Origin of the sequence: Saccharopolyspora hattusasensis (assembly GCF_050972075.1) — a bacterium.
Classification (GTDB): Bacteria; Actinomycetota; Actinomycetes; order Mycobacteriales; family Pseudonocardiaceae; genus Saccharopolyspora; species Saccharopolyspora hattusasensis.
The window spans coordinates 7,378,926-7,402,984 of record NZ_JBPCDC010000001.1 but is presented as its reverse complement, the minus strand read 5'-3'; the positions used below and the strand labels follow the sequence as shown (position 1 = coordinate 7,402,984).

General features: G+C 66.8%; 11 protein-coding genes and 1 pseudogene. 5 read left to right on the top strand and 7 right to left on the bottom strand.

What is annotated here, in order from left to right; all coding sequences use genetic code 11:
• Positions 1–238: 238 nt before the first annotated feature.
• Genes ACRXBZ_RS35450 through ACRXBZ_RS35440 form a run of 3 tightly spaced genes read left to right on the top strand, consistent with a single transcriptional unit; the run spans position 239 to position 2,422 of the window.
• Positions 239–766, top strand: a complete 528-nt coding sequence (locus ACRXBZ_RS35450) for a cupin domain-containing protein (protein ID WP_433882780.1) — start codon at positions 239–241, stop codon at positions 764–766.
• 4 nt (positions 767–770) lie between these two features.
• Positions 771–1,952: an aminotransferase-like domain-containing protein gene (locus ACRXBZ_RS35445; RefSeq protein WP_433882779.1), complete on the top strand. Its 1,182-nt coding sequence runs from the start codon at positions 771–773 to the stop codon at positions 1,950–1,952.
• Complete coding sequence (locus ACRXBZ_RS35440; RefSeq protein ID WP_210435101.1) at positions 1,949–2,422, top strand: hypothetical protein; 474 nt, start codon at positions 1,949–1,951, stop codon at positions 2,420–2,422. The genes ACRXBZ_RS35445 and ACRXBZ_RS35440 overlap by 4 nt, the downstream gene beginning before the upstream one ends.
• Here ACRXBZ_RS35440 and ACRXBZ_RS35435 read toward each other — a convergent pair.
• Positions 2,412–3,380, bottom strand: coding sequence for an antibiotic biosynthesis monooxygenase (locus ACRXBZ_RS35435; protein WP_433882778.1), 969 nt, complete (start codon positions 3,378–3,380; stop codon positions 2,412–2,414). The genes ACRXBZ_RS35440 and ACRXBZ_RS35435 overlap by 11 nt on opposite strands.
• Positions 3,381–3,462: 82 nt before the next feature.
• Here ACRXBZ_RS35435 and ACRXBZ_RS35430 point away from each other — a divergent pair, with 82 nt between their 5' ends.
• Positions 3,463–4,029, top strand: a complete 567-nt coding sequence (locus ACRXBZ_RS35430) for a nucleoside deaminase (protein ID WP_433882777.1) — start codon at positions 3,463–3,465, stop codon at positions 4,027–4,029.
• Positions 4,030–4,044: 15 nt separating this feature from the next.
• Here the strand turns inward: ACRXBZ_RS35430 and ACRXBZ_RS35425 are convergent, their stop codons facing one another.
• The gene (locus ACRXBZ_RS35425) at positions 4,045–4,797 is read right to left on the bottom strand and encodes a hypothetical protein (protein ID WP_433884174.1); all 753 of its coding nucleotides are present in this window, start codon (positions 4,795–4,797) and stop codon (positions 4,045–4,047) included.
• A 24-nt stretch (positions 4,798–4,821) separates the two neighbouring features.
• Between ACRXBZ_RS35425 and ACRXBZ_RS35420 the strand changes: the two genes are divergently transcribed.
• Complete coding sequence (locus ACRXBZ_RS35420; protein ID WP_433884173.1) at positions 4,822–4,947, top strand: hypothetical protein; 126 nt, start codon at positions 4,822–4,824, stop codon at positions 4,945–4,947.
• Positions 4,948–4,952: 5 nt separating this feature from the next.
• On the opposite strand, the pseudogene ACRXBZ_RS35415 reads toward ACRXBZ_RS35420, so the two are convergent.
• From ACRXBZ_RS35415 to ACRXBZ_RS35395, 5 genes and pseudogenes are all read right to left on the bottom strand, one after another.
• Positions 4,953–5,330 (bottom strand): annotated as a pseudogene (locus ACRXBZ_RS35415) (FAD-binding oxidoreductase); the annotation flags it as partial.
• A gap of 498 nt (positions 5,331–5,828) precedes the next feature.
• A complete protein-coding gene (locus tag ACRXBZ_RS35410; protein WP_433882776.1) occupies positions 5,829–11,879 on the bottom strand; it encodes a hypothetical protein in 6,051 nt (2,016 codons plus the stop codon).
• Positions 11,880–11,984: 105 nt separating this feature from the next.
• Positions 11,985–12,908 carry an IS3 family transposase gene (locus ACRXBZ_RS35405; RefSeq protein ID WP_433882775.1) on the bottom strand — a complete coding sequence of 308 codons (924 nt, stop codon included), beginning with the start codon at positions 12,906–12,908 and terminating at the stop codon, positions 11,985–11,987.
• Positions 12,908–22,948 carry a transposase gene (locus ACRXBZ_RS35400; RefSeq protein WP_433882774.1) on the bottom strand — a complete coding sequence of 3,347 codons (10,041 nt, stop codon included), beginning with the start codon at positions 22,946–22,948 and terminating at the stop codon, positions 12,908–12,910. Before ACRXBZ_RS35400 ends, ACRXBZ_RS35405 begins: the two co-directional genes overlap by 1 nt.
• 257 nt (positions 22,949–23,205) lie before the next feature.
• The gene (locus ACRXBZ_RS35395) at positions 23,206–23,727 is read right to left on the bottom strand and encodes a hypothetical protein (RefSeq protein ID WP_433884074.1); all 522 of its coding nucleotides are present in this window, start codon (positions 23,725–23,727) and stop codon (positions 23,206–23,208) included.
• Positions 23,728–24,059 lie beyond the last annotated feature (332 nt).

Below are 24,059 nucleotides of genomic sequence, written 5' to 3'. Positions count from 1 at the left end.
GCGTGATCCGCCCCGTCGGTGAGCATGCTGACCAGGAGGTGTCGCGAACGACTCCGGTACGCCCGCCGACTCGAGTACACCCGGCACGGCCCGCGACCGAGGAGCCGCTGATTTGCCCGATCGATCCATCTTGAATGGTTGCTTCGGGCAGGAATCGGAAGAATATATCACTTTTGGTCGTAATCTCTGTCAGTCCGCTGAGGACGGCTTGAACGAACGTGAACGTAGGTGGCTGATCATGCCTTCACCCGACCCCACATCGATGGTTTCCGTCGTGTCACCACGGATGGTCTCGCCCGTCGTCGGGCCCCAAGGCCAGGAGCTCTACTCCTGCGTGACGGCGGCCAACTCCGGCGCCACTGGTATCTCGGCCGGCATGGTCGTGATGCCGCCAGGCGGGATTTCACGCCCGCACCTGCACGCGCACAGCGAGATCATCGTCTGTTGCGTGGCCGGGGCTGCCGTCACGCTGGTCGGTCCCGAGCTACGGCCAGTGCCGCACGCTGCTGGTGAGTTCATCCACATCCCGGCGGGCGTCGTCCATGTCGCGGTGAACCTGAGTTCGGCCGCGACACTCGTCGCCATCGAGATGCGCACCGACCCGATGTTCAACGAGGACGTGGTGGTGCTGCCGGATCTGGCCGAGGCCGCGGCGGCGGCCGCAAATCTCGCACGTCGTGACTTCGCGCCGAGTTCTGGCTCCGCGTTCTGGCGCGTACCGACTCCGCGAGGCGGCGCACCGGTCGCCGAGGCCGTCGCGAGGTGACGGGATGGATATCGCGTCCCGGCTGTCCACTCCGGCCAGGTCGAGCCGGCCGGGTGTCATCGACGAGCTGTTCGACCTGGCCCGTGCGGAACCGGATATCGTCTCGCTCGCCGCGGGCGCGCCGGACACCTCGCTATTGCCGGTCGAATTGCTCGGCGAGCTCACCACGTCCGCGGTGGACCGGTTCGGCCGCGAGGTCCTCCAGTACGGAGCGACCCAGGGCTTCCTGCCACTGCGTGAAGCGCTCGTGCCCCGACTCCGCGACCGCGGTGTCCACTGTGGATCAGAGGATGTCCATGTGTCCACCGGGGGTTCCGGTGCGCTCAACAACGTGTGCCTCGCCCTACTGGACCCCGGCGATGTCGTCGCGGTGGAACGGCCGACGTACGCACCGGCCGTGAAGGTGTTTCGGGCCTACCAGGCCAAGGTGATCGAGGTGGCTTGCGATGCCGACGGCATGCTGCCGGACGCGCTGGATGAGACGCTACGGGCCCGGCCGGTGAAGTTCGTCTATCTGATGCCGACCTTCCAGAACCCGACGGGCCGGTCGATGCCGCCAGAGCGCCGCGCAGCGATCGCGAGTGTGGCACGGCACGCGGATGTCCTGCTGGTCGAGGACGATGTCTACAGCGAGCTGCGTTACGCCGGCACGCCCGCCGCCGCGCTGACCGCGTTCGCGCCGGAACGGTCGGTCTACCTCACGTCCTGCTCGAAGCTGTTCGCGCCGGCCATGCGGGTCGGTGTCGCGGTCATGCCGAAGGATCTGCTCGCGCGAGTGCTCATGCTGAAGCAGGGAATCGACATGCAGACCTCGACCTACACCCAGGCCCTTGTCACCGAGTTCCTGACCGGCGGCCACGCCGAAGCGCACCTGGTCCGGCTCCACGATGCCTACGCCGCAAGACTTCGCGCGCTAGACAGCGCACTCACCAACCACCTGCCCCTCGGCTTCTCCTGGCAGCGCCCCGACGGCGGGATGTTCCTGTGGTTGACCGGGCCGGCCTCGCTCGACGCGGAAGCAATCCTGCCGACCGCTATTGCCCGCGGGGTGGCCTACGTGCCCGGCAGCGCATTCCACGTCTACCCGGGCGACGGCAGGGAAACGATGCGGTTGAGCTTCGCCGGTGTCAAGGAAGAATTCATCGAGGAGGGCGTGCGCCGACTGGCCGCGGTGGTGACGACGTGACCGACCGTCCGGTCACCGGTGTGTGGCTCGTGGTGGCTCCGGACGCACCGTTCCCCCACCACGTCTTCACGTTCCATGGCGACGGCACGATGGCCCAGTCCAACCCGGACGGCGGCAATCGGAATGCCAGCGACAGTGCCGGCATGGGCCTGTGGCGGCAGGATGGTGACGTCGTACGTGGCCGGTTCGTCGAGGTGCATGCCAACCGGGAGTCCGGCGCGCCCACCGGCGCTACGGTGGTCGAGTTCGAACTGACCATCGACGGCGATGCGTGCCATGGCTCGGCACGTTCTTGGTCGTCCGGCGTGGACGGAGTACCGCCCGGCACCGTCCTCACCGGACACCGAATGACGCTCGACGAACCGGCCAGCGAATTTCTGTCGCGGGCCGGCTTCGACGCCAAGCGATCGGGCGTTCCTGGCGGCGCTACTGCACGGGTTGCCACCCAGCATCCTGCGGTTAGGCAGTGACCCAGGCGAAGATAACGAGGAACAGCAGGTAGCAGCCTACGACGGCCGCCGTGCCTGCCAGGTTCGTCACCACCATGCGGACCGGCCCCGGCACCAGCCAGAACGCGAAGATCCTGTTCACCAGGGGCATCAGCAGCCAGGCCAGGATGCTGACGCTCAACACGTTGCCGATGAACAGGGACAGGTACCCCGGTAGCCCTGCCGCGTCCAGTTGGTGACCGACTGTCAGGTTCAGGACCATGACGGTGGGATAGAGGGCCAGCAACACGGTCATGGCCTGCTTCCAGTTGGGTGGGACCCCTTCCTCCCCCTCACCGTCGAAACGGAACCAACTGCCGAATGCCGATCTGATCTTTCGCACGTCATAGGCGGCGAAGTAGTCCTTTCCTTCCTCCAGAAGTTTCGCCCGCGTCTCGGAGTCCAACCATTCGTCCAGATGCTCACGACTGTCGTAACGGAACACCGCGACCCATTTTTCCTGAACTCCTGGTATGGGCTCGAAAAGTTCGAGTCCCATGAATCCCGGAGACTTCTCCTGGACCTTGCGGACCTTGTTCTGCCAGTGCCTGAACTCGCGTTCACGACCCGGCCTGACGTCGTGTGAGACGACCGCGGTCACGACATCCCGGGTCGGCGGCTCTCCGGCGAGAACCTCCTGCGTGGTCGGCCCTTCGAACAGGCCCTCGCCCTCGGCGAGGAGTTCCTGTCGTTCCGTCGAGTTCAACCAGGTGGTCAACTGGTCGATCGTCGAAAAGCGAAAGACGACCGACCAAGCGTGCTGCTCACCTGACGTCGGTGGATACTGCTCCGCTGCCTCGAATCCGCTGAATCCGCTGGCAGCCTGGTCCACCCTTTGTTGCCATCGCTGGTAGTCGTCCTCGCGGCCTTCACGGACCGTCAACGAGATCAGGACGGTCGCGCCGCGACTCCCGGATTCCTCGTTTGGCCCCCACTCCATACCGGGTAACCATAACTAGCTCCGGCGGGTCGGACAACTCGACTAAGAAGCGCTGAGCACGATTTGATCGGAGGTTCTGGGGATGGAACACAAGGAACTCATTGCCGAAGCCGTCCGGTTGGCGACCGAATCCGTTGAGAACGGGTGGGGCGGCCCGTTCGGCGCGGTAATCACCCGCGACGGAGAGATCATTGCCCGGGGGCAGAACCGCGTTCTGCTCACCGGCGACCCGACCGCGCACGCGGAGGTGGAGACCATACGGAAGGCCTCGCAGGTACTGAATTCCGAGGCCCCGAGCATTCCGGAAGACCACCAGAACGAATCGACGCTGGAGTTCGTGCCACGGCCGAAGGATTCCGATGACGTGGTGCCCGAGCGGGCCCGCATGCTCATGGGATGCTCCATCTACATCAGCGGTGCACCGTGCCCGATGTGCATGAGCGCGATCTACTGGTCCCGAATCAACGCGGTCTACTACGCCAAAGACCTCAAAGACACCAGAGAGATCGGTTTCGACGACGCCTTCCAGTACGACGACTTCGAGAAACCACTCGACCAACGGAGAATATCGATTAAACAAATCTACCCCGAGATCGGGGACAGGGCGTACCAGGCGTGGATGAACAAGCCCGATCGGCACCCGTATTAGCGCGGAGCAACGCCGTCAGGATAGGTGTGGAAAAACCCGTCCGGGTCGAAGCGTGCGCGCAGCGCCTGCAACCCGCTGCCAGTTCCGTTCGGTGTAACACCGGCGGGCTCGTTCCGGCTCCGCAGTGAGGTCCGCTTCACCCACGTAGTGGCCGATAGTGACGGGTTCCAGAGCTGTCATCGTTTCGCGCAGCCAAGCACGGTTCGCGGCGTCGTCGGCTCCCTCCTGCCACACGGCATAGCAGTCGAGGAGGGTCCGTCCGCCCACGGAGAACGCCATGTCCGCCGCCGCGTCGACGCCGCGGGGTTCCGGCGACAGGGTGGCGAGGACGACCGACTCACTCGAGGGAGCGGCCAGGATCGGTTCCCGCAGGCGGCTCACCACGTCACCGAGTTCGGCATTCGACCACGCCGTGTCGGCGGCGTAGCGACGGCCCTCGGGCCAGAACGTCGCGGCGGCGTCGAATAGCCCGTCGAAGGTGGAGGGCACGGCGACCTGGGCCTGAAGCGCCCGCCCGGCGGCGGGACAGCAGCCGAGCGGCGCCAGTGCCTCGACTGCGGCGTCCGTCGAGTCCGCGAAGGCGGCGGCGGTGACGATGGCGGCCTTGCCCGGCTGTTCCGCCGTCACCCCAGGTGGTGCGGCGGTAAGAAGGAAGCTCGGCTCGACCATTGGGGGCAGCCGGTCGCCCAGGTCGGACGCCCAGCCCGCAACCTCCTCCGCGTCGGCGAGCGAGTAGACGTAGGTGCTCGTGGTGAGCGCGCGCGGCAAGGATAGAGGTCCACCTGGTAACTGGTGACGACGCCGAAGAAGCCCGGGCCCGCGCCGCGCGCCGCCCAGAACAGCTCGGCGTTGTCTCGCTCGTTCGCGCGCACGAGCTCCCCGTCGGCGGTGACCGCCTCGATCTCCCGCACGCTGTGACACGCCGGTCCCCAGACGCGGGTGTTCCAGCCAAAGCCACCGGCGAGCAGGTAACCGCTGACGACCACCTGACCACAGTGGCCGGCGGGAAAGGCAAGCCCGTGCTCGGCGAGTGCGGCAGTGAGCCTGCGGTTGGAGACCACCGGCGAAAGCCGCGCGGTGCGCGCGGCGGGGTCGATTACCACGTCCCGCAACCCGGACAGGTCGACGAGCATTCCCCCGTCGCGCAGCGGGGAACCTCACCAGTTGTGCCCGCCACCGCGAACCGCGACCCGGAGACCACGGGCGCGGGCAAACCGCACCGCGCGCACGACATCGTCCCTCGATGCGACAGTGACGATCAGGTCGGGAAAGCGCTCCGGCTTCCACTCGTTCCACAGCATGGCGCGCCACGTCCGCTCGTAGGCATCCGATCCGCGCCACACGACGGTGCCCCGGATTCCGCGCAATATCTCGGTACCCATTAGGTCCCCCCACACCCGTGTTCGCGGCAATGCGCGACCCCGACCTGCTGCGGGGAAGCGCCGACACGTTCAGTCCCGGTTCCTGGACGCCCCACGAGCCCGCCAGCGCGAGCGTGGCACAGCAGAAGTGCTTGCGCTCGCCGGTGGGTGTGGCGTGGTCGGGTAATGCGCACACGCAGCTGCGCGACGGTTTCGGCCACCGCCGGAGCCGGTGGCTGCTGGTGAGCGCGCCGGTGGCGCAGCCAGAACGCAGCCCCGCCAGGACGGCAACGGTGATCGCGCCGACCAGCCGTCCATGGCTACACCGACCAGTCCATGATCGCCACTTCCACGGTCCTCGCACGAAGATCACACACTTTGACGTTCCCCTGATCGGCAACCCTACGAGCTGAGTTGATCACTCGGCGCGATCTTGCCTTAGCCCTGCCCCCGCAACACATCCCCATCCACATCCACCACCACGAGCGGCCCACCAAAAACCAGCCCCTCCTCCCCCTCAACCCCGAACAAACCGAGGGAATCCTCCCCGTACTCATTCAGGAACGCAGCGAAATCATCGTCCCCGGCAACCGGCCCAGCATCCTCGGCTCCCACAGCATCGTCCCCGGCATCCTGGTTCAGGAACGCGAGCAACTCGGTCGCGACAAACTCTTCATAAGCATCCTCGCCCAGCATCACCCCAACATCCGCCGCACCTTGCGGCACCCACACCCCATCCACATCCGCCACCGCCCCAGCAAGCCACGCATCCAGATCGACCTCAGCCGACCACCCGTCCCGGCCGTACCGTTCAGTCCCAGTCCATCCCGATACCCCCACGGGCCCCACACCCTGCCCCACCACCGGGGCCCCACTACCCACCCCGGTCCCCGACACCTCCGCGACCTTCTTCTTCCGCCCCCGCCCCGCCAGCTTCGACCGCAGCGCCGCCAACTCCTTCGCCTGCCCGTCAGTCAACTGCTCCCGCTCCCCCAACTCCTCCAACTCCGCAACCCGATCAGCAGCAGCCTTCACCGCCCGGTACCGTTCCGCGACCCTTTCCTTCTGTTTCTGCCACTGCTGCGCCTTCGGCCGAAGCGCCGCCAACTCCTTCTCCTGCTCGTCAGTCAGCTGCTCCCGCCCCTCCAACTCCTCCAACTCCGCAACCCGATCAGCAGCAGCCTTCACCGCCCGGTACCAATCCGCGACCTCTTTTTTATGTTTCTGCCACTGCTGCGCCTTCGGCCGGAGCGCCGCCAACTCCTTCTCCTGCTCGTCAGTCAGCTGCTCCCGCCCCTCCAACTCCTCCAACTCCGCAACCCGATCAGCAGCAGCCTTTCCCACCCGGTACCAATCCGCGACCTCTTTTTTATGTTTCTGCCACTGCTGCGCCTTCGGCCGAAGCGCCGCCAACTCCGCCGCCTGCTCGTCAGTCAGCTGCTCCCGCCCCTCCAACTCCTCCAACTCCGCAACCCGATCGGCAGCAGCCTTTCCCACCCTGCGATACTTCGCGGCAGATTCCTTCTTTTTCTGCTTCCGCTGCGCCACCTTCGGCCGAAGCGCCGCCAGCTCCGCCGCCTGCCCCTCAGTCAGCTGCTCCCGCTCCTCCAACTCCGCAACCCGATCGGCAGCAGCCTTCACCGCCCGGTACCGTTCCGCGACCCTTTCCTTATATTTCTGCCACTGCTGCGCCTTCGGCCGGAGCGCCGCCAACTCCTTCTCCTGCTCGTCAGTCAGCTGCTCCCGCCCCTCCAACTCCTCCAACTCCGCAACCCGATCAGCAGCAGCCTTTCCCACCCGGTACCAAACCGCGAACCTTTCCTTCTGTTTCTGCCACTGCTGCGCCTTCGGCCGGAGCGCCGCCAACTCCTTCTCCTGCTCGTCAGTCAGCTGCTCCCGCCCCTCCAACTCCTCCAACTCCGCAACCCGATCAGCAGCAGCCTTTCCCACCCTGCGATACTTCGCGGCAGATTCCTTCTTTTTCTGCTTCCGCTGCGCCACCTTCGGCCGAAGCGCCGCCAGCTCCGCCGCCTGCCCCTCAGTCAGCTGCTCCCGCTCCTCCAACTCCGCAACCCGATCAGCAGCAGCCTTTCCCACCCGGTACCAAACCGCGAACCTTTCCTTCTGTTTCTGCCACTGCTGCGCCTTCTGTTGGAGCTCCGCCAGCTCCTTCTCCTGCTCGTCAGTCAGCTGCTCCCGCTCCTTCAACTCCTCCAACTCCGTAACCCGGGCGGCAGCAGCCTTTACCAACCTGCGATACTTCGCGTTATCTTCCTTCCTTTTCTGCCACTGTTGCGCCTTCGGCTGGAGCTTCGCCAGCTCCTTCTCCTCATCCGGCGTCAGCGGCCCCTTCTCCTTCAACGCCTCCAACTCCACAACACGGGCAGCAGCAGCCTTTCTCGTCTGGTACCGCTTCGCGTCCTGTTCCTTCCTTTTCCGTTTCTTCTCCGCACTCGGGTCCTGCGGTGCTGCCTGATCCCTCGGCGTGAGCACCTCACTCCCACCATCCCCCGGACTCCCGGAAACAGCCCCAACAGCAGCGGCTGCGTCCGCCTTCCGCCGCTTGGGTGCCCGGGAACCCTCACCAGCCTCCGCCCGGGAACCCTGCTCAGCCCCCTCCCCCCGCGTCCTCTTCGCGCCCCTCGCGCCCTTCGTGCGTTTCGTGCCGGCTTTCTGCGGCGCAGTCCGCGGGTCCTCCTGCTGTGCCGCCTGACCCGTTGGCGCGGACCCATCGCCCTCGCCACCGTGACTCCCGGAACCAGCCCCAGCAACGGGTTCTGGCACCTTCCGCCGCTTGAACGCCCCAGCAGAAGACCTCTCGCCAGCCTCCCCCCGGGAACCCTGGTCAGCCCCCTCCTCTCGTGTCCTCTTCGTGCCCTTCGCTGCGGCTCCTCCCGCCACCGGCCCACCTCGGGGCTGACGCTTGGGACCGGTCACCTCCGTGGGCAGCCCGGCCCCCCGGTCCTCGCGCCGTAGCCCGGAACCAGCGGCCGGTCCCGCCTCCGGCAGCTCCACCACCCACACCCCGGTCGCTGCCACCACATCAGCCGACGCGTCTTCCTCCCCCTTCTGTGCATCCACCACCGCGACCACGCCCTGCCCGACATGCACAGCATTGACCGCATGCGCGCTACCATCCCGCCGCTGGAAGATCACCGGCACATCCCCACCCACCCGCACGCTCCGCACGTACCGCGCAGCCCCGGCCACACCGGCCACCCACCGGGCCTTCCCCCCCAACGCCTCCACCAACCACGCCGGATCCCGATCACCAGCCGGCCCCGCCACGAACTGCCGACCCAACTCACGAGACTGGTGGAACGCCACACACGCCTCCAGGCAATTCACCCGGAAACGCTTATCCCCAGAGAAATAATTGGCCTGGTTCACCCCCCGCAAGAACCGGGACCAAGACCCCACCCGCTCACCCCCCACCACACGACCCCACACCCCCCGCACCCCAGCACCCGCCACCAACCCCCCACCCTCCACACGCCCCGGCAACGCCTCCCCCTCCCCCTCCACCACCAACCCACCAAAAACCAGCCCCTCCCCCTCGACCCCGAACAACCCGAGCGGATCCTCCCCGTACTCATCCAGGAACGCAGCGAAATCATCGTCCCCGGCAACCAACCCAGCATCGTCGGCAGCCGCAGCATCGTCCCCGGCATCCTGGTTCAGGAACGCAAGCAACTCGGTCGCGACAAACTCTTCATAAGCATCCTCGCCCAGCATCACCCCAGCATCCGCCGCACCTTGGGGCACCCACACCCCATCCACATCCGCCACCGCCCCAGCAAGCCACGCATCCAGATCGACCTCAGCCGACCACCCGTCCCGGCCGTCCCGCTCAGCCCCAACCCATCCCGATACCCCCTCAGACCCCACACCCCGCCCCACCGGGGCCCCACTATCCACCCCGGTCCCCGTCACCTCCCGGACCTTCTTCTTCTGCCCCCGCCCCGCCACCTTTGACCGCAGCGCCGCCAGCTCCCCCGCCTGCCCGTCAGTCAGCTGCTCCCGCTCCTCCAACTCCTCCAACTCCGCAACCCGATCGGCAGCAGCCTTCACCGCCCAGTACCGTTCCGCGACCCTTTCCTTCTGTTTCTGCCACCGCTGCGCCTTCGGCCGCAGCGCCGTCAACTCCTTCTCCTGCTCGTCAGTCAGCTGCTCCCGCTCCTCCAACTCCTCCAACTCCGCAACCCGATCGGCAGCAGCCTTTCCCGCCCAGTACCGATTCGCGGAAGATTCCTTCTGTTTCTGCCACGTCTGCGCCTTCGGCTGGAGCGCCGCCAGCTCCGCCGCCTGCCCCTCAGTCAGCGGCCTCGCCAACCCCTCCAACACCGCAACCCGATCGGCAGCAGCCTTTCCCACCCTGCGATAATTCGCGGAAAATTCCTTCTTTTTCTGCTTCTGCTGCGCCACCTTCGGCTGGAGCTTCGCCAGCTCCTTCTCCTCATCCGGCGTCAGCGGCCCCTGCCCCTTCAACGCCTCCAACTCCGCAACACGGGCGGCAGCAGCCTTTCTCGCCTGGTACTGCTTCGCGTTCTTTTCCTTCTTTTTCCGTTTCTTCTCCGCACTCGGGTCCTGCGGTGCTGCCTGATCCCTCGGCGTGAGCACCCCACGCCCACCATCCCCCGGACTCCCGGAACCAGCCCCAACAGCAGCGGCTGCGTCCGCCTTCCGCCGCTTGGGTGCCCGGGAACCCTCACCAGCCTCCGCCCGGGAACCCTGCTCAGCCCCCTCCCCCCGCGTCCTCTTCGCGCCCCTCGCGCTCTTCGTGCGTTTCGTGCCGGCTTTCTGCGCCGCAGTCCGCGGGTCCTCCTGCTGTGCCGCCTGACCCGTTGGCGCGGACCCATCGCCCTCGCCACCGTGACTCCCGGAACCAGCCCCAGCAACGGGTTCTAGCACCTTCCGCCGCTTAACCCCGCCGGAACCCTCGCCAGCCTCCCCCCGGGAACCCTGGTCAGCCCCCTCCTCCCGCGTCCTCTTCGTGCCCTTCGCTGCGGCTCCTCCCGCCACCGGCCCACCGCGAGGCTGACGCTTTGGACCGGTCACCTCCGTGGGCAGCCCGGCCCCCCGGTCCTCGCGCCGTAGCCCGGAACCAGCGGCCGGTCCCGCCTCCGGCAGCTCCACCACCCACACCCCGGTCGCTGCCACAACATCAGCCGACGCGTCTTCCTCCCCCTTCTGTGCATCCACCACCGCGACCACGCCCTGCCCGACATGCACAGCATTGACCGCATGCGCGCTACCATCCCGCCGCTGGAAGATCACCGGCACATCCCCACCCACCCGCACGCTCCGCACATACCGCGCAGCCCCGGCCACACCGGCCACCCACCGGGCCTTCCCCCCCAGCGCCTCCACCAACCACGCCGGATCCCGATCACCAGCCGGCCCCGCCACGAACTGCCGACCCAACTCACGAGACCGGTGGAACGCCACACAAGCCTCCAAGCAATTCACCCGGAAACGCTTATCCCCAGAGAAATAATTGGCCTGGTTCACCCCCCGCAAGAACCGGGACCAAGACCCCACCCGCTCACCCCCCACCACACGACCCCACACCCCCCGCACCCCAGCACCCGCCACCAACCCCCCACCCTCCACACGCCCCGGCAACACTTCCCCCTCCCCTTCCACCACCAACCCACCAAAAACGAGCCCCTCCCCCTCAACCCCGAACAACCCGAGCGGATCCTCCCCGTACTCATCCAGGAACGCAGCGAAATCATCGTCGCCGGCAACCGGCCCAGCATCCTGGGCAGCCGCAGCATCGTCCCCGGCATCCTGGTTCAGGAACGCAAGCAACTCCGTCGCGACAAACTCCTCATACGCATCCTCACCCAGCATCACCCCAGCATCCACCGCACCTTGAGGCACCCACACCCCATCCACATCCGCCACCGCCCAATCAAGCCACGCATCCAAATCGACCTCAGCCGACCAGGCGTCCCGGCCGTCCTGCTCAGTCCCAGTCCACCCCGCTACCCCCTCAGGCCCCACACCCTGCCCCACCACCGGGGCCCCACTACCCACCCCGGTCCCCGACACCTCCCCGACCTTCTTCTTCCGGCCCCGCCCCGCCACCTTCGGCCGCAGCGCCGCCAACTCCACCGCCTGCCCCTCAGTCAGCTGATCCCGCTCCCCCAACTCCTCCAACTCCGCAACCCGGACGGCAACAGCCTTCACCGCCCGGTACCGATTCGCGACCCTTTCCTTCTGTTTCTGCCACTGCTGCGCCTTCGGCCGGAGCGCCGCCAGCTCCGTCGCCTGCTTGTCAGTCAGCTGCTCCCGCTCCTCCAACTCCGCAACCCGATCGGCAGCGACCTTTCCCGCCTGGTAATACTTCGCGTTCAGTTCCTTCAGTTTCTGCCACCGCTGCGCCTTCGGCCGAAGCGCCGCCAACTCCTTCGCCTGCCCGTCAGTCAGCTGATCCCGCCCCTCCAACTCCTCCAACTCCACAACACGGGCGGCAGCAGCCATTCCCACCCTGCGATACTTCGCGGAAGATTCCTTATGTTTCTGCCACTGCTGCGCCTTCGGCCGGTGAGGTTCCCCCCGAGCGGTGGACAGGGGGTTTACGGGGATTCAGGCAGCTGCTCGGAGTGAGCTCTCGTAGTCCTCGGGACTGAGCATCCCGATCGCGGAGTGCCTCCGGACAGCATTGTAGAAGCGAACCCAATTGTCAACTGCGACAACGAGTTCCGTCTGTGTGGCGTAGGTATGCCGGTAGTAGTGCTCGTGTTTGAACGTGGACCAGAACGATTCCGCAGGGCTGTTGTCCCAGCAGACCCCAGTCGCGCCCATCGACCGGCGCAGCCCGTGCCGGAAACACGCTCTCACCGTTAGATGACCGGTGTACTCACCGCCACGATCGGAATGCAGGATCGTGCCACGGCACCGGCCGCCCCGGGTAGCGACGGCGGCGTCGATGGCCTCGGTGACCATCTCCGAGCCGATGTGCTCGGAGATGGTGTAGCCGAGCACCTTCCGGGAATGCCCGTCCCGGACCGCGCACAGATACATCTCACTCTCACCACAGGACAGGTAGGTGATATCGGTCAGCCACACCGCGTCCACGCGGCCCTGGTCGAATTCCCGATCGACGAGGTCCGGCGGGAACGACGCCTTCGGGTCGGCCACGGTGGTTTTCACCTTGAACGTGCGCGGGCTGATGCCCTCGATCCCGATGCTGGCCATGATCTTGGCGACGGTCTTCTCGCTGACCACCTCGCCCCGCGCACGCAGTTCGGCGGTGATGCGGGGTGACCCATAGGTGCCGCCGGATTCTTTGTGTACTTCGGTGATTTTCACTTCGAGGTCAGCCCGGCGCTGCTTGCGTGGTGTCAACCTCCGCGCCGCCGCGCGTTTGACATACGCGTAGTAGCCCGACGCGGACACGTCCAGAAGTCGCGCCATACGACGCACCGAGAACGGCCCGGCGGCGTCTTCACTGCCGTCGGTGTCGGTGCCGGTCTCGGCGAGCGTGTCGGGGCCGGCGTACTTCACCATCAGATCGAACCGTTCGGTTTCTTCTGCATCGCGGCAAAGTACGCCGAGGCTTTTACCAGGAACGCGTTGTCCTTCTCCAGCTCGGCGACCTGTCTACGCAACCGTAGCAACTCGGCGCGTTCCGCAGCCTCCAAAGGCTTTTCGCCGTGAGCCTCGGCCGCGGCGATCCTGCGCCGCTCATCCTTGACCCAGTTACTCAGCAACCCGTCGTTGAGACCCAACTCACGAGCCACTTCAGCGATCGTGCGGCCGGAATCGATCACACGATGCGCAGCCTCGACCTTGTACTCGGCCGTGAACGACCGACGCTTACGAGGTGGCATGAGGACATCCTTCCAGCAGGAACCAATCCTGCCAACGTGGTGTCCACTACCCCGGGGGAACCTCAGGAGCGCCGCCAACTCCGTCTCCTGCTCGTCAGTCAGCTGATCCCGCTCCTCCAACGCCTCCAACTCCGCAACCCGATCGGCAGCAGCCTTTACCACCCGGTGATACTTCGCGTTCGCTTCCTTCTGTTTCTGCTTCCGCTGCGCCACCTTCGGCCGGAGCGCCGCAAGCTCCGCCGCCTGCCCCTCAGTCAGCGGCCTCGCCAACGCCTCCAACTCCGCAACCCGATCGGCAGCAGCCTTTCCCACCCTGCGATACTTCGCGTTCGCTTCCTTCTTTTTCTGCTTCTGCTGCGCCACCTTCAGCTGGAGCTTCGCCAGCTCCTTCTCCTCATCCGGCGTCAGCGGCCCCTTCTCCTTCAACGCCTCCAACTCCACAACACGGGCGGCAGCAGCCTTTCTCGCCTGGTAATACTTCGCGTCCTGTTCCTTCCTTTTCCGTTTCTTCTCCGCACTCGGGTCCTGGTCCTGCGGTGCTGCCTGATCCGTGAGCGTGAGCACCTCACTCCCACCATCACCCGGAACAGCCCCAACAGCAGCGGCTGCGTCCACCTTCCGCCGCTTAACCCCCCCGAAACCCTCACCAGCCTCCCCCCGGGAATCCTGGTCAGCCCCCTCCTCCCGCGTCCTCTTCGTGCCCTTGGTGCCGGTTTTGCCCGCCACCGGCCCGGACGCACCACCCCGACGCTGGGGACCCGTCACCACAGCGGGCAACCCAGACCCCCCGTCCTGGTGCCGCAGCCCGCAACCACTGGGCGGCAACACCACCTCCCCCTCCCCACCCACCCCGGACACCGGAACCACCCACATCCCGGTCGCAGCCAAAACCTCAGCGTCCTCGGCTTTCTCCCCCTTCTGCGGATTCCACAGCACGACCCGCCCGTGCCCATCACCGTCTTCCGCATGCACCGCAGCGATCACATGCGCACTACCATCGGCACGCTGGTAAATCACCGGCACAGCCACACCCACCAGCCCACCCCGCACATACCACTCAACCCCAGCCACCCCAGCCACCGGACGGGCCCTCGCCCCGAACGCCACCTCCAACCGAGCCGGATCCCGGTCACCCACAGCCGGCCCCGCCACGAACTGCCGACCGAACTTCACAGAATTATGAAACGCCACCACCGCCTCCAGGCAATTCACCCGGAAACCCTCATCACCGCACCGATAATTCGCCTGATTCACCCCCGACAGGAACCGATACCCAGACCCCACCCACCCACCCTCCGCTACCGGATCTGAAACCCCCCACACCCCAGAATCCCGCCCCACCGCATCCGGCCCTAGCGCATCCGGCCACACCGCATGCTCCGGAAACGGCTCACCGAAAAACGCCCCGTCCGGATCTTCAACCCCAAACAACCCCACGGGATCTTCCCAGTCGGTGTAGTCGGGGAGGAAACCGGCGAAATCATCCCCCCGGGCAACCGGCCCAGCATCGTCGGCACCCGCAGCCTCGTCCCCGGCATCCTGTCCCAGGAACGCGAGCAACTCGGTCGTGACAAACTCTTCATAGGCATCCTCGCCCAGCATCACCCCAGATTCCATCGCGCCCTGCGGCACCCACACCCCCTCCACATCCGCCACCGCCCGAGCAAGCCACGCATCCAGATCGAGGTCAGCCGACCACGCGTCCCGGCCGTCCTGCTCAGCCCCAATCCACCCCGATGCCTCTTCAGGCCCCACACCCTGCCCGACTGGGGCCCCACTACCCACCTCGGTCTCCCTCACCTCCCGGACCTTCTTCTTCCGGCCCCGCTCCGCCACCTTCGGCCGAAGCGCCGCCAGCTCCGCCGCCTGCCCCTCAGTCAGCTCCTCCAACTCCTCCAACTCCGCAACCCGATCGGCAGCAGCCTTTACCGCCTGGTAATACTTCGCGAACCATTCCTTCTTTTTCTGCCACTGCTGCGCCTTCGGCCGAAGCGCCGCCAGCTCCGCCGCCTGCCCCTCAGTCAGCTGCTCCCGCTCCTCCAACTCCGCAACCCGATCGGCAGCAGCCTTTACCGCCTGGTAATACTTCGCGGTATATTCCTTATGTTTCTGCCACCGCTGCGCCTTCGGCCGAAGCACCGCCAACTCCCCCGCCTGCCCCTCAGTCAGCTCCTCCAACTCCTCCAACTCCGCAACCCGATCGGCAGCAGCCTTTCCCACCCGGTACCGACCCGCGAACCATTCCTTCTGTTTCTGCCACTGCTGCGCCTTCGGCCGAAGCACCGCCAGCTCCCCCGCCTGCTCGTCAGTCAGCTGCTCCCGCTCCTCCAACTCCTCCAACTCCGCAACCCGATCGGCAGCAGCCTTTCCCACCCGGTACCAATTCACTTTCGCTTCCTTCTGTTTCTGCCACTGCTGCGCCTTCAGCTGGAGCTTCTCCAGCTCCTCCGCCTGCTCCTCATTCAGCGGCCTCGCCAACGCCTCCAACTCCGCAACCCGGGCGGCAGCAGCCTTTACCGCCCGCTGATACTTCGCGGAAGATTCCTTATGCTTCTGCCACTGCTGCGCCTTCGGCCGAAGCGCCGCCAGCTCCTTCTCCTCATCCGGCGTCAGCGGCCCCTTCTCCTTCAACGCCTCCAACTCCACAACACGGGCAGCAGCAGCCTTTACCGCCCGGTACCGATTCGCGTTATCTGCCTTCTGTTTCTGCCACCGCTGCGCCTTCGGCCGAAGCGCCGCCAGCTCCGCCGCCTGCTCCTCAGTCAGCGGCCTCGCCAACGCCTCCAACTCCGCAACACGGGCGGCAGCAGCCTTTGTCGCCTGGCGAGACTTCGCCATCCGTTCCCGCTGTTTCCGTTTCTTCTCCGCACTCGGGTCCTGCGGTGCTGCTTGATCCGTCGGCGTGAGCACCTCACGCCCACCATCCCCCAGGCTCCCGGAAACAGCCCCAACAGCAGCGGCTGCGTCCACCTTCCGCCGCTTGGGTGCCGGGGAACCCTCACCAGCCTCCCCCCGCGAACCGGAACCCTGGTCAGCCTCCCCCCGCGTCCTCTTCGTGCCCCTCGCGCCCCTCGCGCCCCTCATGCTCTTCGCGCCCCTCGTGCGCTTCGTGCGTTTCGTGCCGGTTTTCTGCGCCGCAGTCTGCGGGACCTCCTGCTGTGCCGCCTGACCCGTTGGCGCGGACCCATCGCCCTCGCCACCTCGACTCCCGGAACCAGCCCCAGCCACGGGTTCTGGCACCTTCCGCCGCTTGAACGCCCCAGCAGAAGACCTCTCGCCAGCCTCCCCCTCCCGCGTCCTCTTCGTGCCCTTCGTGCTGGCTCCCCCCGCCACCGGCCCACCGCGGGGCTGACGCTTCGGACCGGTCACCTCCGTGGGCAGCCCGGACCCCCGGTCCTCGCGCCGTGGCCCGGAACCAGCGGCCGGTCCCGCCTCCGGCAGCTCCACCACCCACACCCCGGTCGCTGCCACCACATCAGCCGACGCGTCTTCCTCCCCCTTCTGTGCATCCACCACCGCGACCACGCCCTGCCCGACATGCACAGCATTGACCGCATGCGCGCTACCATCCCGCCGCTGGAAGATCACCGGCACATCCCCACCCACCCGCACGCTCCGCACGTACCGCGCAGCCCCGGCCACACCGGCCACCCACCGGGCCTTCCCCCCCAGCGCCTCCACCAACCACGCCGGATCCCGATCACCAGCCGGCCCCGCCACGAACTGCCGACCCAACTCACGAGACTGGTGGAACGCCACACAGGCCTCCAAGCAATTCACCCGGAAACGCTTATCCCCGGAGAAATAATTGGCCTGGTTCACCCCCCGCAAGAACCGGGACCAAGACCCCTCCCGCGCACCCCCCACCACACGACCCCACACCCCCCGCACCCCAGCACCCGCCACCAACCCCCCACCCTCCACACGCCCCGGCAACACCTCCCCCTCCTCCTCTCCCTCCACCACCAACCCACCAAAAACCCGCCCCTCCTCCCCCGCAACCCCGAACAACCCGAAGGAATCCTCCCCGTACTCATCCAGGAACGCAGCGAAATCATCGTCCCCGGCAACCAACCCAGCATCCTGGGCACCCGCAGCATCGTCCCCAGCATCCTGGTTCAGGAACGCAAGCAACTCCGTCGCGACAAACTCCTCATACGCATCCTCACCCAACATCACCCCAGCATCCACCGCACCTTGAGGCACCCACACCCCATCCACATCCGCCACCGCCCCAGCAAACCACGCATCCAAATCCACCTCAGCCGACCACGCGTCCCGGCCGTCCTGCTCAGCTCCAGTCCACCCCGCTACCCCCTCAGACTCCACACCCTGCCCCACCACCGGGGCCCCACTACCCACCCCGGTCCCCGACACCTCCCCGACCTTCTTCCGGCCCCGCCCCGCCACCTTCGACCGCAGCGCCGCCAACTCCGTCTCCTGTCCCTCAGTCAGCTGCTCCCGCTCCTCCAACTCCTCCAACTCCGCAACCCGGGCGGCAGCAGCCTTTACCACCCGGTGGTAAACCGCGACCCTTTCCTTCCGTTTCTGCCACTGCTGCGCCTTCGGCCGAAGCACCGCCAGCTCCCCCGTCTGCTCGTCAGTCAGCTGCTCCCGCTCCTCCAACTCCTCCAACTCCGCAACCCGGGCGGCAGCAGCCTTTCCCGCCCGGTACCAAACCACGAAGGCTTCCTTCCGTTTCTGCCACTGCTGCGCCTTCGGCCGAAGCACCGCCAGCTCCCCCGTCTGCTCGTCAGTCAGCTGCTCCCGCTCCTCCAACTCCTCCAACTCCGCAACCCGGACGGCAGCAGCCTTTCCCACCCTGCGATACTTCGCGGAAGATTCCTTATGTTTCTGCCACTGCTGCGCCTTCAGCCGAAGCACCGCCAGCTCCGCCGCCTGCTCGTCAGTCAGCTGCTCCCGCTCCTCCAACTCCGCAACACGATCGGCAGCAGCCTTTCCCACCCTGCGATACTTCGCGTCAGATTCCTTCTTTTTCTGCTTCCGCTGCGCCTTCGGCTGGAGCGCCGCCAGCTCCGCCGCCTGCCCCTCAGTCAGCGGCCTCGCCAACCCCTCCAACTCCGCAACCCGATCGGCAGCAACCTTTCCTAACCTGCGATACTTCGCGTCAGATTCCTTCAGTTTCTGCTTCCGCTGCGCCTTCGGCTGGAGCGCCGCCAGCTCCGCCGCCTGCCCCTCAGTCAGCGGCCTCGCCAACCCCTCCAACTCCGCAACCCGATCGACAGCAACCTTTCCCACCCGCTTATACTTCGCGGAAGATTCCTTCTGTTTCTGCCACGTCTGCGCCTTCGGCTGGAGCTTCTCCAGCTCCTCCGCCTGCCCCTTAGTCAGCGGCCTCGCCAACGCCTCCAACTCCGCAACACGGGCGGCAGCAGCCTTTCTCGCCTGGTAATACTTCGCGTTCTGTTCCTTCTGTTTCCGTTTCTTCTCCGCACTCGGGTCCTGGTCCTGCGGTGCTGCCTGATCCGTCGGCGTGAGCACCTCACTCCCACCATCCCCCAGGCTCCCGGAAACAGCCCCAACAGCAGCGGCTGCGTCCGCCTTCCGCCGCTTGGGTGCCCGGGAACCCTCACCAGCCTCCCCCCGCGAACCGGAACCCTGGTCAGCCTCCCCCCGCGTCCTCTTCGTGCCCCTCGCGCCCCTCGTGCTCTTCGTGCCCCTCGTGCGCTTCGCGCCGGCTTTCTGCGCCGCAATCCGCGGGACCTCCTGCGGTACCGCCTGACCCGGTGGCGCGGACCCATCGCCCTCGCCACCGTGACTCCCGGAACCAGCCCCAGCCACGGGTTCTGGCACCTTCCGCCGCTTTAACGCCCCAGCAGAAGAACCCTCGCCAGCCTCCCCCCGCGAATCCTGGTCAGCCCCCTCCTCCCGCGTCCGCTTCGTGCCCTTGGTGCCGGTTTTGCCCGCCACCGGCCCGGACGCACCACCCCGACGCTGGGGACCCGTCACCACAGCGGGCAACCCAGACCCCCCGTCCTGGTGCCGCAGCCCGCAACCACTGGGCGGCAACACCACCTCCCCCTCCCCACCCACCCCGGACACCGGAACCACCCACATCCCGGTCGCAGCCAAAACCTCAGCGTCCTCGGCTTTCTCCCCCTTCTGCGGATTCCACAGCACGACCCGCCCGTGCCCATCACCGTCTTCCGCATGCACCGCAGCGATCACATGCGCACTACCATCGGCACGCTGGTAAATCACCGGCACAGCCACACCCACCAGCCCACCCCGCACATACCACTCAACCCCAGCCACCCCAGCCACCGGACGGGCCCTCGCCCCGAACGCCACCTCCAACCGAGCCGGATCCCGGTCACCCACAGCCGGCCCCGCCACGAACTGCCGACCGAACTTCACAGAATTATGAAACGCCACCACCGCCTCCAGGCAATTCACCCGGAAACCCTCATCACCGCACCGATAATTCGCCTGATTCACCCCCGACAGGAACCGATACCCGGCCCCCACCGGCCCACCCTCCGCTACCGGATCTGAAACCCCCCACACCCCTGAATCCCGCCCCACCGCATCCGGCCCTAGCGCATCCTCCGGCGCTCGTTTCGGGCGCGCACCACCGGGTTCGTTGCCACCGGGCCCGGCCTGGTTCGCACCAGGCCAGGCCCGGCGACGTCGTACACCAGCAGCGGGATCAGCGGAAGTGCGTCGCGCCCCCTCACCGGTCGCTTCTCCTTCCCGGGACGCCAGCCCGGGCTGTTCCGACACGCGGGAAACACCGCGCCTGGGCTGCACTACCGCCCCGCCCGGACCAGCACCACCGGACCAGCCAGCACCACCAGGCTCCGGACTCGACCGCTGGAGCTGCCCCGCCATCGGCAGGCCGCGTCCCACAACACCAGCAGAACCAGCACCGCTGAACATGCCGACCACCTGAGCCACCGCCACGGGATCAGCCGACCACGGCACCGCGCCAGAATCCCCGGACTCCTCCTCCACAGCGGTGGCATCAACCCGGCGCAGGTCCTGTTCCCGCCACGACGCCGACCGGGGGCCGGGAAGCCCTGTGCCCGCCTGGCCAGCGTGCGTGGTGGCCCCGGGCCGTGGGTCCCCGACCACCGACCTCGCCTGGGCAGATGCCCTCTGGGCAGCCGATGCCTCACCCCGGGCCACCGTCTTGCCACCGGCGGCGGCCGGGACCGTTGCCGAAGCGTCCGCCAGACCGGCCACGCCCCCACTCCGCCCGCCGGCCAGCACCGCGGCACCAGGCCCGGCCAGCGGCTTGGGACGAGAACCATCCGCGGGGAACACCGTCCATCGCGGCTCGCGCCCGGCCTGTCCCGGCATCATCGCGACAACGTTGCGGCCCAGATCCCGCGCCAGTGCCGACCCCTGACCCGGTGTCACCACCACACCCGCATCCGGATCGCCTTGGGATACCAGCAGCACAGGCCCGCCCGGGGAATCCGCGACACCCTGCACGAACTCCGCCAACCTGCCACCAGCAACCACATTCGCGGGCACCGGCACCCGCACCGTGTCCGCCGGCAAGCCCTCCGGCAACACCGCCACCCCGTCCTTCCGCAGAGACGACACCGCCTGCGCTCGACCACGACGCCGGCCACGGGAGCGAACAAGCCCCTCCACGGGCAACACCGCCGAACCCTCCGACACCACAACCCCACCCTGGCGATGCGAATCCCCACGCCCCGCAACCACATCCACACCACAAGACCCACCCTCGCCGGTCACGGCACCCGGCAAAGACTCACGCCCCCCAGACCCAGCACCACCGTCGGGATCCGCCCCCACCCCAGACCCAGCCCCGGGTGTGACAGTCTCCCGGAACACGGCATCCGAGAACGCACCAGAACCCGGCCGGATACCCGCCGATGATCTCTCCGCCGCCGAATCCGGCCTCTGCGATGCCAGCACATCTAGCGACCGGCCCCCCGACACACCAGAACCATCCACACCAGAAACGTCCACACCAGAAACGTCCACACTAGATACTCCGATCATGCCGGGAACGTCCACATCAGACTTCCCGGTCACGCCATGCAACCCGGGCACGGCCTGATCGCCACCGGGACCCGGACTGTACGGCGGCGGCGGTGTGCCCGGCCGGTCCGGACCAAAACCCGTTACCTCACCGGAATATGCGGGCGGTGGTGTGCCCGGCCGGTGCTGCCCGGAACCGGGCACCGTCGGAACACCACGCGCCGGCGTCTCGCCCGGCATACCGTCATCGACACCGCCCTTACCGCCGCCACCGGCACCCTCCTTACTACCCTTAACGTGCGTGCCGTCCTGAACGTCCTTACTGTCCTTGCCGTCCACAACAGCGGACACCACCAGGTCTTTGCCGGAGGGCACCGGCACGGCAGCCGAATCCACCGACCCGGTATCCGAGAAAACAGTGTCCACATCAGACACACTCGAGGAATCCGAGCCAGTCCAGCGATCCGACCGCGAGGCATCCGACCGCGAGGCATCCGAGGCATCCGATCGCGAGGTATCGGATGGGATGAACGTGCTGTCGTCTTTGTCTGGGGAGCCAGGGATGTTCCCTGTCTGCGACCCGGACCCGATTCCCGGCGGCGGGGTCTTCTCCCCACCGGACCCGCCACCATCGTCGCTGCCGTCCCCGCCCCGGCCGGTGCCCTCGAGGTACGGGCTCGGGCCTTGCGGGTGCAGCTTGCCCCGCAACGCCAAACCCGCCAGAGTGCCCACACCGCTGAACACCGTCTCGAACCCACCCGCCGTCAACGAATACGGGTTCCAGGTCAACGGCAGACCCGCCGCCGCCGCATACGCCACCTCCCCGAACAACTCCGACAACGAGCCCGCCAACGCCTCCCCGAGCCCGCTGCCGAACCGCTCCGCCCACATCGCCCGCACCGACATCCCCGCATAGTTGTCCAGATGCTCCGCCACGACATCCGCGAATTTCGCCATTGCCGATACCGGATACAACTCCGCGTGCTCGGCCACCGCTTTCTTCGCCGCTGCCTCCAGGATCGCCGCGTCCACGTCATCGCCCAGGGCCTTCACCAGGACCTTCGTCAACGTGTTGCTGACCAGACCGCCCACCGCCGACATCGGCAGCGCCACCAACGCCGAGAAAGCCCCCATCCCCGCCGCCTGCTCGGTCAGCGTCCCATCCCACTTCGCAGCCGATTTCTCACCCAGCATCTGCACCTGGGCCTGCAGATCCGGCACCACGTTGAACGCCACACCACCAGCCGCCATCATCGCCAACCGCATGAACAACTGCCCCCACCACCGCGTCAACCACACCCGCATCGCCGCCATCCGCGCCGCCAGCCACAACAGCGACGCACCACCGGTCGCCCCCGCAAACCGCATCGCCCACGCCATCTCTAACCACAGTAACTCCAAGCTATAAATCGTCATCAACTTCAGATACCGCACCTGCTGCGACGTAGCCCGCACGAACACCGCTAAATCCAGTAACGACCCCTGCCCCGAGGACAACAACCCATCAAAAATCCCCAACCCGTCCGCGAACCGGTCCGCCGCTTTCCCCGAAAACTCCGTCCGGACCTTTCCCACCAACTCCGCCACCAACCCCCCCACCTCACCCAGCTCCGCCGCCTCGGACTCCAACGCGTCCGCCACCGCGAACAACGCACCCTCATCCGCGTCCGTCATATCCTCACCGGTCAACACCTGGAAAAGCCGCCGCACCCCCTCCGGCACCATGATCGACGAAAACATCACACCCACCCCGCCCCAAGGCCACCACAACCCAAGGCAGCAACGAGGTATGCGGCAAGCAGCCCTTCCGCCCCGCTGAGCGCCGGCGCCGTGAACCGCGAGCGCGGTGACGCACCAAAACCCAGTAGCCGGGCGGCCTCAGCCGCCCGGCACCCGGACCACAACACGCCCCTCACAACGAGAACAGGGCTCCTTCCAGCAAGAACATGCACCACGCCACTCAAATCCATGAAAATATCACTTGCCAGCGGACACGCTCACGAGCGAACGGGGGAACTACAACACGTATTCGTACTAACGAGCCAAAGCGCATGACACGGAACTCGACAAACCCACCTCGCCGTCACAGCGGTACACCAACCACGCCTCCACCTTTTCAACAGCCCCAGCGAATTCCTCCGCCGCGACCGCCGACGGCAGCAGCCCACCGACGGAATCACCTTGCCGACGGCGGAAACGCGCCACCACAAGCACAGCCACCTCGGCCTCATTCTGCTCGGCGACAGTCCCGCGTAGACCGTCGAGAAAAGCCACAGCGTCATCCACATAACCGCATACAGCAGGTCACCAGCCAGTTCACGCCCGCCGAACTGACGGCGCAACCACACCACGGCCCGAGCCCCCACGCCCCCGTCCACAACGGTCCCGGCCGCATCCGCCCACGTAGCGCACGTCACAACCTCCGCACCGGGAAAATACGCCGCCAGCATCCGATCCCACCAGCCCGGCGTCTCACCGGCCGGATCCCACCGCAGCGCCGAGGCAAGCCGGCAATTCACCGCGGCACCCGTCGCGATCACACAGTTCCGTGCGTTGACCCGCCAACGCCACGCCCCCGGCTCGGGCCGTGACACATTGAGAGCCTCATCCAGCGGACCGGCATGAGACGCGGGAAACGGATCCGCCCCATCCAAAAAACCACCCGCTCCGCCGAGAGGACCGCCTCCTCACCCCTCAACACCACACGCTCAATAGATGTCCTGCAACCAGGAACGCGCCCGCTCCGCGAGCCCGTTCATGCCGCTCCGCCACTCACCCGCCAAACCATCTCCAGCGCAGTATGAGCCCATCTACCCAGCCTCCAAACCCCTTACCCGAAGAGCACCGCACC